General features: G+C 62.5%; 11 protein-coding genes. 2 read left to right on the top strand and 9 right to left on the bottom strand.

The genetic code is table 11. The annotated features are described in order from the left end of the window. The first annotated feature begins 208 nt into the window (after nt 1–208). Nucleotides 209–2,098 carry an esterase EstP gene (estP, locus tag PRJ_RS02095; protein ID WP_104960681.1) on the top strand — a complete coding sequence of 630 codons (1,890 nt, stop codon included), beginning with the start codon at nt 209–211 and terminating at the stop codon, nt 2,096–2,098. Nucleotides 2,099–2,622: 524 nt separating this feature from the next. Here estP and trpE read toward each other — a convergent pair. The 9 genes from trpE to PRJ_RS02045 all read right to left on the bottom strand — a co-directional run bounded on the left by trpE (nt 2,623) and on the right by PRJ_RS02045 (nt 13,483). Then, nucleotides 2,623–4,104: an anthranilate synthase component I gene (trpE, locus tag PRJ_RS02085; protein ID WP_010951754.1), complete on the bottom strand. Its 1,482-nt coding sequence runs from the start codon at nt 4,102–4,104 to the stop codon at nt 2,623–2,625. Nucleotides 4,105–4,173: 69 nt separating this feature from the next. Beyond that, on the bottom strand, nt 4,174–4,992 hold the full coding sequence (locus tag PRJ_RS02080; protein WP_014589455.1) for a phosphoglycolate phosphatase: 819 nt from the start codon (nt 4,990–4,992) through the stop codon (nt 4,174–4,176). Further along, entirely contained in the window at nt 4,989–5,663 is a 675-nt protein-coding gene (gene rpe / locus PRJ_RS02075) for a ribulose-phosphate 3-epimerase (RefSeq protein ID WP_003255539.1), read from the bottom strand. Before rpe ends, PRJ_RS02080 begins: the two co-directional genes overlap by 4 nt. Nucleotides 5,664–5,814: 151 nt before the next feature. Next, a complete protein-coding gene (locus PRJ_RS02070; protein WP_014589454.1) occupies nt 5,815–6,642 on the bottom strand; it encodes an ABC transporter permease in 828 nt (275 codons plus the stop codon). A gap of 10 nt (nt 6,643–6,652) precedes the next feature. Beyond that, nucleotides 6,653–7,900, bottom strand: coding sequence for an ABC transporter permease (locus tag PRJ_RS02065; protein WP_104960679.1), 1,248 nt, complete (start codon nt 7,898–7,900; stop codon nt 6,653–6,655). A gap of 60 nt (nt 7,901–7,960) precedes the next feature. Next, a complete protein-coding gene (locus PRJ_RS02060) occupies nt 7,961–8,995 on the bottom strand; it encodes an ABC transporter substrate-binding protein (RefSeq protein WP_019439217.1) in 1,035 nt (344 codons plus the stop codon). Between the two features lie 40 nt (nt 8,996–9,035). Continuing rightward, entirely contained in the window at nt 9,036–10,160 is a 1,125-nt protein-coding gene (locus PRJ_RS02055; protein ID WP_003255547.1) for an ABC transporter ATP-binding protein, read from the bottom strand. Nucleotides 10,161–10,455: 295 nt separating this feature from the next. Then, entirely contained in the window at nt 10,456–11,088 is a 633-nt protein-coding gene (locus tag PRJ_RS02050) for a response regulator transcription factor (RefSeq protein WP_172830947.1), read from the bottom strand. A 7-nt stretch (nt 11,089–11,095) separates the two neighbouring features. Next, nucleotides 11,096–13,483 carry a PAS domain S-box protein gene (locus PRJ_RS02045; RefSeq protein ID WP_104960678.1) on the bottom strand — a complete coding sequence of 796 codons (2,388 nt, stop codon included), beginning with the start codon at nt 13,481–13,483 and terminating at the stop codon, nt 11,096–11,098. A gap of 95 nt (nt 13,484–13,578) precedes the next feature. On the opposite strand from PRJ_RS02045, the gene PRJ_RS02040 reads away from it, so the two are divergent. Further along, complete coding sequence (locus PRJ_RS02040; protein ID WP_010951747.1) at nt 13,579–14,577, top strand: alpha/beta hydrolase family protein; 999 nt, start codon at nt 13,579–13,581, stop codon at nt 14,575–14,577. Nucleotides 14,578–14,588 lie beyond the last annotated feature (11 nt).

Genomic DNA, 14,588 nt, shown 5'->3' with positions numbered 1-14,588 from the left:
GTGGGCCTTGATTACGCGCATCAAGAGTTTGCTGACGATCAACACAGGATAGGTCTCGCTCATACGTCCCGGCACAGTAGCCTACCGGGGCGACGGGCGCAATATGCCTGTAAACACGGGGAAACGAATGGACTTGGGAGCGAAGCACGACGATTTGCTAAGGTCGATGGGCTTGTCCTGATAAAAACAAAGAAAAGGATGTTCCCCGATGCGAAAAGCCCCGTTATTGCGCTTTACCCTCGCTTCACTGGCCCTGGCCTGCAGCCAGGCGTTGGCCGGCCCTTCGCCCTATTCAACCCTGATCGTGTTTGGCGACAGCCTCGCCGATGCCGGGCAGTTTCCCGATCTTGTTGGCGGTACCCCAGGCGCGCGTTTCACCAACCGTGACGCCGACGGCAACTTCGCCCCGGTGTCGCCGATGATCCTCGGTGGCCGCCTGGGCGTTGCGCCAGGCGACCTTAACCCGTCGACATCCGTAGGCATCCAGCCCGATGGTAATAACTGGGCAGTCGGCGGGTACACCACCCAGCAGATCCTGGACTCGATCACGACAACGTCCGAGACCGTCATCCCACCAGGAAACCCCAATGCCGGGCAGGTGCTGCGCGAGCGCCCCGGCTACCTGGCCAACGGCCTGCGCGCCGACCCCAATGCCTTGTACTACCTGACAGGCGGCGGCAACGACTTCCTTCAGGGCCTGGTGAATAGCCCGGCCGACGCCGTAGCCGCCGGCGCCCGCCTGGCTGCCAGCGCCCAAGCGCTTCAGCAAGGAGGCGCGCGCTACATCATGGTCTGGCTGCTACCTGACCTCGGCCAAACGCCCAATTTCAGCGGCACGCCACAGCAAAACCCACTGTCACTGCTCTCCGCTGCGTTCAACCAGTCACTGATCAGCCAGCTAGGGCAGATCGATGCCCAGATCATTCCACTGAACATCCCTGTGCTGTTGAGCGAGGCGCTGGCCAGCCCCAGTCAGTTCGGCCTGGCCAGCGACCAGAACCTGGTCGGCACCTGCTACAGCGGCGATAGCTGCGTGGAAAACCCGGTGTACGGGATCAACGGCACAACGCCAGACCCGACCAAACTGCTGTTCAACGACTCGGTCCACCCGACCATCGCGGGTCAGCAGCTGATTGCCGATTACGCCTACTCGATTCTCGCGGCCCCCTGGGAACTGACCCTGCTACCGGAAATGGCCCACGCCAGCCTGCGGGCTCACCAGGATGAGTTGCGTAATCAGTGGCAGACGCCTTGGCAAGCAGTTGGCCAATGGCAAGCCTTTGTCGCCAGCGGCGCTCAGGACCTGGACTTCGACGGCCAGCACAGCGCGGCCAGCGGTGACGGCCGCGGCTACAACCTGACCGTGGGCGGCAGCTATCGCCTGAACGACGCCTGGCGCCTGGGCCTGGCCGGCGGTGCGTACCGGCAGAAGCTGGAAGCTGGTGAACAGGACTCGGACTACAAGCTGAACAGCTATATGGCCAGTGCCTTTGCCCAATACCGCCAGGACCGCTGGTGGGCCGACGCGGCGCTGACCGCCGGGCACCTGGACTACAGCGACCTCAAGCGTACCTTCGCCCTGGGCGTGAATGACCGCAGTGAGAAGGGCGACACCGACGGCGAGGCTTGGGCAATGTCCGGGCGGCTGGGCTACAACCTGGCGGCCGACACCAGCAACTGGCAGTTGGCACCTTTCATCAGTGCCGACTATGCGCGGGTGAAGGTGGATGGCTACGACGAGAAAAGCGGGCGCTCGACGGCGCTTGCCTTCGATGACCAGGAGCGCACGTCACGCCGCCTGGGCGTGGGGCTGCTGGGCAGTGTGCAGGTACTGCCAAGTACCCGGCTTTTCGCCGAGGTGGCGCAGGAGCATGAGTTCGAGGACGACGAGCAGGATGTGACGATGCACCTGACCAGCTTGCCGGCGAATGACTTCACCCTGACCGGGTATACGCCGCACAGCGACCTGACCCGGGCGAGCCTGGGTGTGAGCCATGAACTGGTGGCAGGGGTGCATTTGCGCGGGAACTACAACTGGCGCAAGAGTGATGAGTTGACGCAGCAGGGCATTAGCGTGGGGGTTAGCGTGGACTTCTGAATTGCTGGGGGCCGCTTTGCGGCCCATTCGCGGGTGAACCCGCTCCTACGACGGCCTCGTATGCCTGAGGCTTGCGCAACCCTCGTAGGAGCGGGTTTACCCGCGAATACGGTGGCGGCAACAACGGTGAACGGCAGGTAGAAATTGGCCAGCAGGCCCGGCCCATTCGCGGGTGAACCCGCTCCTACGACGGCCTCGTATGCCTGAGGCTTGCGCAACCCTTGTAGGAGCGGGTTTACCCGCGAATACGATAGCGGCGGCAACGGTGAACGGTAGGTAGAAATTGGCCAGCAGGCCCGGCCCATTCGCGGGTGAACCCGCTCCTACGACGGCCCCGTATGCCTGAGGCTTGCGCAATCCATGTAGGAGCGGGTTTACCCGCGAATACGGTGACGGCGGCAACGGTGAACGGTAGGTAGAAATTGGCCAGCAGGCCCGGCCCTTTCGCGGGTAAACCCGCTCCTACACAACCTTGTAGGAGCGTGGTTTACCCGCGAATGAGCTGCGCAGCAGCCCCAATCAATTTATCTGGCGGAAGTCTGCTCGGCCAACGCCACCGCACGGAACATCGCCCGGCGCTTGTTGATGGTTTCTTCCCATTCCAGCGCCGGCACCGAGTCGGCAACGATGCCGCCACCGGCCTGCACATGCAGCTCGCCGTCCTTGATCACTGCGGTACGAATGGCAATTGCGGTATCCATGTTGCCGTTCCAGGCAAAATAGCCGACGGCACCGCCGTAAACCCCACGCTTGACCGGTTCCAGTTCGTCGATGATCTCCATCGCACGGATCTTGGGCGCACCCGACAAGGTGCCAGCCGGCAGAATCGCCCGCAGTGCATCCATCGCCGTCAGGCCTTCACGCAGCTGGCCGGTAACGTTGGAAACAATGTGCATCACGTTGGAGTAACGCTCGATCACCATCTTCTCGGTCAGGCGCACACTGCCGGTCGAAGATACACGACCGACATCGTTGCGACCCAGATCGATCAGCATCAGGTGCTCGGCAATTTCCTTGTCGTCCGACAGCAGGTCGTCCTCCAGCGCACGATCGGCCTCTTCGGTCGCACCACGCGGGCGGGTACCGGCAATCGGGCGTACGGTGACCAGGTTGTCCTCGACACGTACCAGCACTTCGGGCGAGCTGCCGACCACATGGAAGTCACCGAAGTTGAAGAAGTACATGTACGGCGTCGGGTTGAAGCAGCGTAGCGCGCGATACAGGTCAATAGGCGCAGCCTTGAAGTCGATCGACATGCGCTGCGACGGCACCACCTGCATACAGTCCCCGGCCAGGATATATTCCTTGATACGACCGACGGCGTTTTCGTAATCCTCGCGGGTGTAGCTGGAGCGGAACGCCGGCTCGGCCGCCTGCGGCCCGCTCAGGTCCAGGCCGCGGCGCGGGGTGATTGGCTGGCGCAAGGTTTCCAGCAAGCCTTGCAGGCGTGCCTGGCCCTGTTCGAAGGCCTGATCTTCAGCTGGGTCGACCAACACGATGGCGTGCATCTTGCCCGCAAGGTTGTCGAACACCACCACCGCGTCGGACACCATCAGCAGGATATCCGGTACGCCCAGCGGGTCTGGGTTGGGGCTGGCCCCCAGGCGCTTTTCAACATAACGCACGCAGTCGTAGCCAAAGTAGCCGACCAGGCCGCCATTGAAACGCGGCAGGCCGGGGATATCGGCAACTTTGTAGCGGTCCTTGAAGGTTTCAACGAATGCCAGCGGGTCTTCGACCTCGCAGCTTTCCACCTCGACGCCATCGTGCAGGATGCTGACACGGTAGCCATGCACACGCATCACGGTGCGCGATGGCAAGCCGATCATCGAGTAACGGCCCCACTTCTCCCCGCCCTGCACCGATTCGAGCAGGTACGAGTTGGGCTGGTCAGCCAGTTTCAGGTAGATCGACAGCGGCGTGTCGAAGTCGGCCAAGGTTTCACAGGCCAAGGGAATACGGTTGTAGCCGGCAGCGGCCAGGCGCAGGAATTCTTCGCGGTTCATGAGTGGTCTCGTGGCAAGCAGCAATAGGTCAGGCAAACGGACGGGCCGGCACACGCCGGCAGGCTGAAGTCAGGCGCGCCAACGCCAACGGGCCAAGGCCTTGATGACTTTCATCCAGAATTTGCCAGTAACCGCCACGGTGGACTCTCTGTCTTGTGAGGCTTGAAGGTCCGCCAACGTTATCCCAGTGGCCGGGTCTGCGCAACCGGGCAGCAATGCGCGCAGGTCGTCGATTACCAGGCTGGGGGATTCGTCGTCGATCGGCCGGCCATGGTTATAGCCGTAGGTCAGGCCCACGCATTGCACGCCAGCCGCCTTGGCCGCCTGCACGTCACTGCGCGAATCACCGACAAACAGGGACTGCTGCGGGGTGACACCGGCCATCTGCATGACGAACAGCAACGCCGCCGGGTCGGGCTTTTTCTGCGGCAGGGTGTCGCCACCAATGATCCAGCGGAAGAAATTACCGATCTTCATCTGGTCCAACAGTGGGCCAACAAAGCGCTCAGGCTTGTTGGTAATCAGCGCCATCTCCACGCCCTGCTTGCGCAGCCAGCGCAGGGTGTCGCGCACACCGGGGTAGACCACGGTAAGTTCATGGCTTTCGGCATAAGCGTCCATGAACAGCGCCAGCGCCTGTTCTGCCAGCGCATCGTCCACGTCGGCATGGTCGATGCCGCCCGCCAACGCGCGGCGCACCAGCACCTGGGCGCCATTGCCAACCCAGTGGCGCACTGCCTCAAGGCCAGCGGGCGGGCGCCCCAGTTCGAGCAGCATGCGGTCCACAGCGGCGGCCAGGTCAGGCACGGAATCGATCAGGGTACCGTCCAGATCGAACATCACCAGCCTTGGCAGCGTTCCCGGGAACAGCTGCTCGAAGCCACTCATGGGCGGGCCAGGGCCAGTTCGGCGCGCATCTTGGCGATCACTTCCTGATAGTCCGGGGCGTTGAAGATCGCCGAGCCGGCCACGAAGGTGTCGGCGCCAGCGGCAGCGATCTCGCGGATGTTGTTGACGTTCACGCCACCATCGATCTCCAGACGGATATCACGGCCACTGGCGTCGATCAGCGCACGCGCTTCGCGCAGCTTGTCGAGGGTGCCGGGGATGAACTTCTGCCCGCCGAAGCCTGGGTTGACGCTCATCAGCAGCACCATGTCGATCTTGTCCATCACATACTTCAGGGCGTCCAGGCTGGTGGCCGGGTTGAACACCAGGCCGGCCTTGCAGCCACCATCCTTGATCAGCTGAAGCGAACGATCGATGTGCTGCGTGGCTTCAGGGTGGAAGGTGATATAGGTGGCACCCGCTTCGATAAAGTCGCCAATGATGCGGTCAACCGGGCTGACCATCAGGTGCACGTCGATCGGCGCAGTAACGCCGTACTTGCGCAGAGCGGTACAGACCATCGGACCGATGGTCAGGTTGGGGACATAGTGATTGTCCATGACATCGAAGTGGACGATGTCTGCACCCGCAGCCAATACCTTGTCGACGTCCTCACCCAGGCGGGCAAAATCGGCAGAGAGAATGGAGGGGGCAATAGCGTAGGGCTGCATGGCGCACCTGTTGGCAGAGTCACGGTGGCGCGCATTGTAACTCAGGGAAAGCGATGAAGGCTGATTGGTATCAATTGCTGTCGACCAGCGCAACCTGTGCCGGCCTCTTCGCAGCTTTAGCCGCGAAGAGGCCGACACAGGCAACCCCTCATCAGGCCGGCTGCTGGGTCCTCAGCTTCTCACTACGCCCACGCAACCATTCCAGGGTCAGCAGCAACACCACCGAGAACGCAATCAACAAGGTCGCCGCCGCGGCAATGGTCGGGCTCAGGTTCTCGCGAATACCGCTGAACATCTGCCGCGGCAGGGTTGCCTGCTCCGGCCCGGCGAGGAACAGCGTCACCACCACCTCGTCAAACGAGGTGGCAAAGGCAAACAGGGCGCCCGAGATGACACCGGGCGCGATCAGCGGCAGGGTCACCCGGCGGAAAGCCAGCAAAGGCGAGGCTCCCAGGCTGGCCGCCGCACGCACCAGATTGTAGTTGAACCCCTGTAGCGTCGCCGACACGGTAATGATGACGAACGGCACCCCCAATACCGCATGCACCAGAATCAGCGAGGTGAAACTGTTGCCCATGCCCAGAGGGGCGAAGAACAGGTAACTGGCCACCCCGATGATCACTACCGGCACCACCATGGGCGAAATCACCAGCGCCATCACCAGCGACTTGCCGGGGAAATCGCCACGGGTCAGGCCGATGGCCGCCAAGGTGCCGAACACCATGGCCAGCACTGTGGCCGCCGGGGCAACGATGATGCTGTTTTTCAATGCCCGCATCCATTCGGCCGAGCCGAAGAAGTCCTGATACCACTGCAGCGAGAAGCCCTGCAGCGGGTACACCAGGAAGCTGCCACTGTTGAACGACAGCGGCACGATCACCAGCACTGGCAAGATCAGAAACAGCAGGATCAAGCCGCAGAGAATACGCAGGCTGTAGAACCAGACCCGCTCCACGGGCGACATGTATGGGCTCAGCATGACAGGCTCCTCAGCTCAGGCGCAGACGGCTGGCGCCGACCAGCCAGCTATAGATCAGGTACAACAGCACGGTCGCCAGCAGCAACAGCCCGCCCAGTGCGGTGGCCATGCCCCAGTTGATGCTGGTGTTGGTATAGAAGGCGACGAAGTAGCTGACCATCTGGTCGTTGGGGCTACCCAGCAGCGCCGGGGTGATGTAGTAACCGATGGCCAGGATGAACACCAGCAGGCAACCGGCGCCAACACCGGCGTAAGTCTGCGGGAAGTACACCCGCCAGAAACTGGCGAACGGGTGGCAGCCCAGCGAGATCGCCGCACGCATGTACCCCGGGGAAATACCCTTCATCACGCTGTACAGTGGCAGGATCATGAACGGCAGCAGGATGTGCACCATCGAGATGTAGACGCCTGTGCGGTTGAACACCAGCTCCAGCGGCTGGTCGATGATGCCCATGGCCATCAGCGCGCTATTGATCAGCCCACCCGACTGCAGCAGCACGATCCAGGCCGCCACCCGCACCAGGATCGATGTCCAGAAAGGCAACAGCACCAGAATCATCAGCAGGTTGCTCTGCCGGGTCGGCAGGTTGGCCAACAAGTAGGCCAGTGGGTAGGCCAGTACCAGGCAGATAGTGGTAATCACCACGCCCATCCACAGGGTACGGATAAAAATGTCCAGGTAAATGGCCTGGTCCGGGGTGGCCTTGGCCAGCTCACCAAGGTCATCGATGCGATGGTCCACCGAGGCCAGCAGGTAGAAAGAAGTCACCGAACTGGTATTGCGGCGTATCGCCTGCCAATAAGCCGGGTCGCCCCAACGCTCGTCGACAGCCTGCAATGCCTCTTTATAAGAGGCAGGCTCAGCCTTGAAGGGCAGTGCACGGGCAGTCTTGGTCAACAAGCTGCGGTAACCGGCCAGTTCCATGTTCAAGCGTTTGGAAAGGTCACCAAGGGTCTGGTTCTTGCGCGACTGGGCCAAATCCTGGCTCAGCGCCTTGTAAACGTCCTCGCCTGGCAGGCTCTTGCCATCCCACTGGCTGATGACTTCCACCGTGCGCGGCAGGCCGGCGACTACTTCAGGGTTGCCGACGCTCTTGTACAGCAGCGCCGCAATCGGCACCAGGAACACCAGCAGAAGAAACAGCGCCAGCGGCGCGATCAACGCCTGCGCCTTCCAGCGGTTGACCCGCTCGGCGTGTTTGAGGCGCTGCTTGAGACTTGGACCTGCGCCTTCGTTGAGGGGCACTGCAATGGCCATGGCGAACTCCGCAATACAGGCTGAATTGGGGGCCGCTTTACGGCCCCACACACTGGACGTTTACTTCTTCGCCGCCCAGGCGTTGAAGCGTTGCTCCAGCTGCTCGCTGTTGTCGGCCCAGAAGGTCACGTCGATCTGCACCTGGTTGGCAATGTTCTCAGGCGTGGTCGGCATGTCTTTCTTCACTTCGTCCGACAGCAGGCTCACGGCCTTGGAGTTGGCCGGGCCATAGGCGATGTTTTCGGAGTAGATCTTCTGCTGCTCGGGCTTGACGCTGTAGGCGATGAACTTCTTCGCCTCTTCGACGTTTTTGGCGCCTTTAGGAATTGCCCATGCATCGAAGTCGTAGATGCCGCCGTTCCACACCACCTTGAGGTTGCTTTCTTTCTGCACAGCGGCAATACGGCCGTTGTAGGCAGAGCTCATGACCACGTCGCCAGAGGCCAGGAACTGCGGTGGCTGTGCACCCGCCTCCCACCACTGGATGCTGGGCTTGAGTTCGTCGAGTTTCTTGAAGGCGCGGTCCTGGCCTTCCTTGGTTGCCAGCACTTTGTAGACGTCCTTGGGCGCAACACCGTCGGCCATCAGTGCAAATTCCATCGTGTACTTGGCGCCCTTGCGCAGGCCGCGCTTGCCCGGGAACTGCTTGGTGTCCCAGAAATCGGCCCAGCTGGTGGGGGCGGTCTTGAGCTTGTCGGCGTTGTAGGCCATGACCGTGGACCAGACGAAGAAGCCCACACCGCAAGGCTGAATGGCACCAGGCACGTAGTCTTCCTCGTTGCCGAACAGGGCCGGGTCGAGCTCTTCGAACATGCCTTCGTCGCAACCGCGCGCCAGCTCTGGCGACTCAACCTCTACCAGGTTCCACGACACACTCTTGGTGTCGACCATTGCCTTGACCTTGGCCATTTCGCCGTTGTACTCACCCGCGACAATCTTTCCATTACCCGCTTTTTCCCAGGGTTCGTAGAACGCTTTGACCTGGGCAGCCTTGTTGGCGCCGCCGAACGAGATCACGGTGAGGTCTGCGGCCATGGCCTGGCCAGCGGTGAACAGCCCCAAAGCCAGGGCGGTCAGTTTCAACTGCTTGCGCATTATTATTCTCTCCACAGTACAGGGTTGGTGAAGCAATCCATCAATGGGCTTCGGCAATCGGATCGAGCGCGCGGGCGTGCTCCACCTCCCAGCCCAGCGGTACTACATCGCCCACGGCCAACGCCGGGTCGAGCTCGGCAATCGGCTGCTTCACGAAGAAGTCGCCTTTGCCGCAAACCTCCAGACGCACCCGCACGTGGTCGCCCAGGTAAATGAATTCGGCCACCCGGCCAGAGAACCGGTTGACGCAGCTTTCACTGTGGCCGTTCAGGCGCACGCGCTCCGGGCGTATCGACAGGGTCACCGGCTCGCCGGCCTGGCCGACATTCACCGCCAGCGCCTCGACCCGCTCGCCGCGAGGCAACTGCACCTGGCAACGTTTGCCATCACTGGCCAGCAGGGTGCCGCTGATGCGGTTGTTCTCGCCGATGAAGTTGGCGACGAAGGTGTTGCAGGGCTCTTCGTACAGCGTGCGCGGGTCGGCGATCTGCTGGATTTCGCCCTGGTGGAACACCGCCACGCGGTCGGACATGGTCAGCGCTTCGCCCTGGTCGTGGGTCACGTACACCACGGTCACACCAAGACGTTGGTGAATGTGCTTGATCTCCATCTGCATGTGTTCGCGCAGCTGTTTGTCCAGCGCGCCAAGTGGCTCGTCCATCAGCACCAGCTGAGGCTCGAACACCAATGCCCGGGCCAGCGCCACCCGCTGCTGCTGGCCACCGGACAACTGGCCGGGGTAGCGTTTGGCGAAAGCGTCGAGCTGCACCATGTTCAGCACACGTTTGACCCGCTCGCTGATGTCGGTCTTGCTCAGGTTGCGCACGGTCAGCGGAAAGGCCAGGTTCTCGGCCACGGTCATGTGCGGAAACAGCGCGTAGTTCTGGAACACCATGCCGATATCACGCTTGTGCGGCGGCACGTTGTTGATCGAGCGCCCGCCAAGCTGGATTTCACCGGCGGTGGGCGTTTCGAAGCCCGCCAGCATCATCAGGCTGGTGGTCTTGCCCGAGCCGGACGGGCCAAGCAGGGTGAGGAACTCGCCCTTGCGGATATCCAGGTTGAGGTCTTTGACGATCAGCGACTCGCCGTCGTAGCTCTTCTGCACACCACGGAAGCTGACCAGCGTTTCGCCGGTTGCAGCGTTCGACTTCGCCTCGCTCATGCCTGCACCTTCTTGTTGGATGACTGCGTAGGCAAAAGAGTAGAAGAGACGCAAGCGCCCGAAAATCGGGGGCACTGAGAGAATGCCATCATCCGGATGGAAGATTTGTTGTAGGGATCGCCCTACAAGGATGGCGGGATTGGAATGCCCTTGCGAGCCAACCACGAAACCTGTGGGAGCGGGCATGCCCGCGAAGAGGCCGGCTCAGCCATAGAGATCAGCAGGCCAGGCCCGTTCGCGGGCATGCCCGCTCCCACAGAGGCTTCGGCAAGTTTCGGGCACCCGTATGTCGCAATCAGATCAGCTTGTGCTCCATGGCGTACTTCACCAGCTCCGCCAGCGAGTTCACTTTCAACTTCTGCATCAGGCGTGCCTTGTGGGTGCTGATGGTCTTGCTCGACAGCGCCAACTGCTGGGCGATGTCGTTGACGTTGGCGCCCTGGGCCAGGCGCTCGAACACCGAAAACTCCCGCTCCGAGAGCAGTGTGTGCAACGGCCGGGATTCGGTGAGGCCTACTTCGAACACCATGCGGTCGGCCAGCGACGGGTCGATATAACGCCCGCCACCGGCCACCCGACGAATCGCCGTCAACAACAGCGCGGGGTCACTGTCTTTGGTGGCATAGCCCGCCGCACCGGCCTTCAGCGCCCGCGCCGCCATCTGTGCCTCATCGTGCATCGACAACATCAGGATCGCTGGAGCATCGTGCAGCGCACGGATACGCGGGATCGCCTCCAGGCCGTTCACACCCGGCATCGAGATATCCAGCAGTACCACCTCGCACGGTGTGTGGCGCAGGGTTTCGAGCAACTGCTCGCCATTACCGGCCTCCCCCGCCACTTGCATGTCCTTGGCCAGGCCAATCAACTGCTTGATGCCTTCACGGACAATGGTGTGGTCTTCGGCCACCAGTACTCGAATCACGATTGCTCTCCTACTCCAACGGAATGGCCACACTCAGGCTGGTGCCTTCGCCCGGCTCGCTTTCCAGCGCCATGCTTCCCCCCAGCATCAGCACCCGCTCGCGCACACCCACCAGGCCAAACGAGGTGGGCCGGGTCTGCTCGCGACAAAAGCCTTGGCCATCATCACTGACCGTCATGCGCAACTGTTCGCCCTCACGTACCAGCTCAATCTCTACGCTGTGCGCCTGGGCGTGACGCATCACATTGGTCAGCGCCTCCTGGAGGATACGAAACAGCCCGGTGGCCTTGGCATCACTCAATGCTGGCAGATTATCGGGTACTTGCACCAGACAGGGGATTTGCGTGCGTGCCTCGAAACGCCGCGCCTGCCATTCGATGGCCGAGGCGATGCCGGCATCGAGGATCGGCGGACGCAAGGCAGTGGCGACATCGCGCACCAACTGGAACAACTGGGCGATCAGGCGCTTCATGCTCGCCAGGCGATCATTCAGGCCAGGGTCCAGCTCGGCATAGGCCAGCTCGCACATCGACACTTCCAGCTTGAGCACGGTCAGCATCTGCCCCAGTTCATCATGCACTTCCCGGGCGATACGGGCTTTTTCCTCTTCACGCACGCTCTCCAGGTGGGCCGAGAGTTCGCGCAACTGCTCCTGGGACTTCGCCAGCGCCAGCTCGGCCCGCTTGCCCTGTGTGATGTCCCAGACTACACCGTCCCACACCACCTGGCCGTTGCCCAGATGCCGGGCGCTGGCCTTGATATCGGCCCAGCGCTGTTCGCCCTGCCGGGTGAGGATGCGCCCCTGCCAGGACCAGTCCTGGTCGCTGGCCAGGGCCAGGTCCTGCACCCGGTGATAATCAGCACGGTCCTCGGGGTGCACCAGGTTGCGCAGGCCCATCTGCGGGTGCTGGATCTCGCTGGGTGCATAACCCACCAAAGCCTCGCTACCTTCACTGATATAGGGGAACTCCAGATCGCCCTCGGCCGGGTCACGTTCCAGGCGAAACACCAACCCTGGTACGTTGCCAGCAATGCCCTTGAGCCGCGCCTCGCTTTCGCGAAGGGCCGCCAGGGCACGGTGGCGCTCGGTGACATCGGCGAGGTAGACCACCAGATATTCGGAATCACGAAAGCGCAGAAAGCTCAGCGACAGCTCCACGGGTAGCAAGCTTTGATCAGCCCGCCGGCATTGCGTCTCAAACTGACCGACACCCCCCGCCCCTGTCCGCGCCCCCTTCCACAGCTCTAGCCAACGGTCCATGTTCAGGCTTGGCTCGAAGTCGCTTAGCGGCCGCTCCAGCAACGCCCCTTCGCTGTAGCCCAACATGCGCTCGGCGGCATGGTTGGCGTAACGCACATGGCTGTCCCAGTTGACCCAGAGAATACCCACGGTGCTCTGATCGATGGCGAACTGGCTCAGGCGCAACGCCTCTTCGCGCACCTGGCGTTCAACAAGGCTCTCCCGCGCGGCCAACAGGCTGCGCTCCAGCTGGCGCTGCTGACGGCGTTGCCACACCAGCGTGGCCAAGGCACACAACAGCAACAGACCGAACAGCAAGGCCATGTTCTGCCAGAAGCCCGGCGACTCGCTCAGGCGCGGGTACTTCGGCTGCAACCAGCGCTGATGCAGTTGTTCCAGCTCCTTGGCCGGCACTGCCTGCAAGCCACGTTCAAGTACATCGGCCAGCAGCGGCCAGTCGCGCCGCGAACCGATACGCAACAGTTGCGGCAGGCCGATATCGCCGACCACCGCCAGCTCACCGAACTCGCTCTCGCGCGACAGGCGGCTGAGCTGCGCTTCATCCAGCACGGCGAAACTGGCCTGGCCGCCTACCACCAGTTGCAAGGCCTCACGATCGTCGGGCACCCCCTGCAGGTTGAGGTTGCCGTAGTTGCCGCGCAGGTAATCCGCCAGCGGGCTGGGCATGCGCACCGCCACGCGTTGCTCGGCTTCAAGCTTTTCCAGCTCCACGGCCATGGCCCCGGTGCGCGGCCCCACCACCAGCTGTGGCACGCGCATGTACGGGTCGCTGAATAGCCACAGGCGCAGGCTGGCCGGCGTCTGGGTAAGGCCAGGGGCGAAGTCGATTTCGCCGCTTTGCAGGGCATGTTCCAAACTGGCCTGGTCACTGAAGTTACGCCAGGTGAGGTCCAGCCGCAGCGCCTGCGCCAGGCTGTTCACCAGCTCCACATTGGCCCCGTACAGTTGCTGCAGACGCCGGTCGAACTGGGCGTAGGGCGCCTGCAACACCAGGCCGACACGCAGGCTGCGGTGGGTGTCCAGCCACTGCTGCTGGTCAGGCTCCAGCACCACAGAGGGTGGCGCCTCGGGCTTGGCCCAGGCAATCAAGGGCAGCCACAAGCAGCCGATAACCAACAGGCGACGCACTCGCTTCATCTATACGCTCGACTTGGCAAAGACGGCCATGCAGCATGGCCGTCACGGGCAAATACTATTAGGCTGCCGGTTTCATTCTGGCCTTGGGTTGACTCATGTCCACACTTTATCGCACGACGCTGGCAATGTGCTGCCTGGCCTCGGTCCTTCCACTCGGCGCCCTGGCCGCCGATGCCGAAAAACCACCTGCAAATGCCATGGCACCGGCTGCCGAGGCCCCACGCCCACCCTTGCTGGAACGCAGCCAGGAGGATGCACTGGCGCTGGAACGGCTGCTGCCCAAGGCTGAGCAGCAGACCCTGCAGGCCGGTGCCGACAGCTTCCTGGCCCTGTGGAAGCCGGCCAACGACAACGATCCGCAAGGGGCGGTGATCATTGTCCCCGGCGCAGGCGAAACGGCCGACTGGCCAAATGCAGTCGGCCCACTGCGGCAAAAATTCCCTGATATCGGCTGGCACAGCCTGAGCGTCAGCCTGCCCGACCTGCTCGCAGACAGCCCGCAAGCGCGGGTCGAAGCCACACCACCGGCAGCGCCTGCGCCAGACAAAGGCGAAAGCGCACCGGCCAAGGACGTTCCGGCCGATGCCAACGCCAACGTGGCCCAAGCCACCGCAGCCGATGCCGACACAGCAGAAAGCACCGATGCCGAACAAGCCAGCGAGCAGGCCGACCCGGCAGATGCCGAACGCATCTTCGCCCGCCTGGATGCCGCCGTGGCGTTCGCCCAACAACACAATGCCCGCAGCATCGTACTGATCGGCCATGGTAGCGGTGCATATTGGGCGGCGCGCTACCTGAGCGAGAAGCAGCCACCACAGGTACAAAAACTGGTGATGGTCGCTGCGCAGACCCCTGCACGGGTGGAGCAGGACCTGGAAAGCCTGGCCCCAACCTTGAAGGTACCCACGGCCGATATCTACTACGCCACCCGCAGCGCTGACCGCAACGCAGCCCAGCAACGGCTGCAGGCCAGCAAGCGGCAGAAGGATAGCCAGTACCGACAATTGTCATTGATTGCCATGCCAGCAAACAAAGCGGCGGAACAAGAACAATTGTTCCGCCGGGTGCGGGGGTGGATGAGCCCTCAGGGCTGAGTCAGGCTTGA

This window comes from Pseudomonas sp. XWY-1 (assembly GCF_002953115.1).
GTDB classification, from domain to species: domain Bacteria; phylum Pseudomonadota; class Gammaproteobacteria; order Pseudomonadales; family Pseudomonadaceae; genus Aquipseudomonas; species Aquipseudomonas alloputida.
This window is presented reverse-complemented; position numbering and strand designations above follow the sequence as displayed.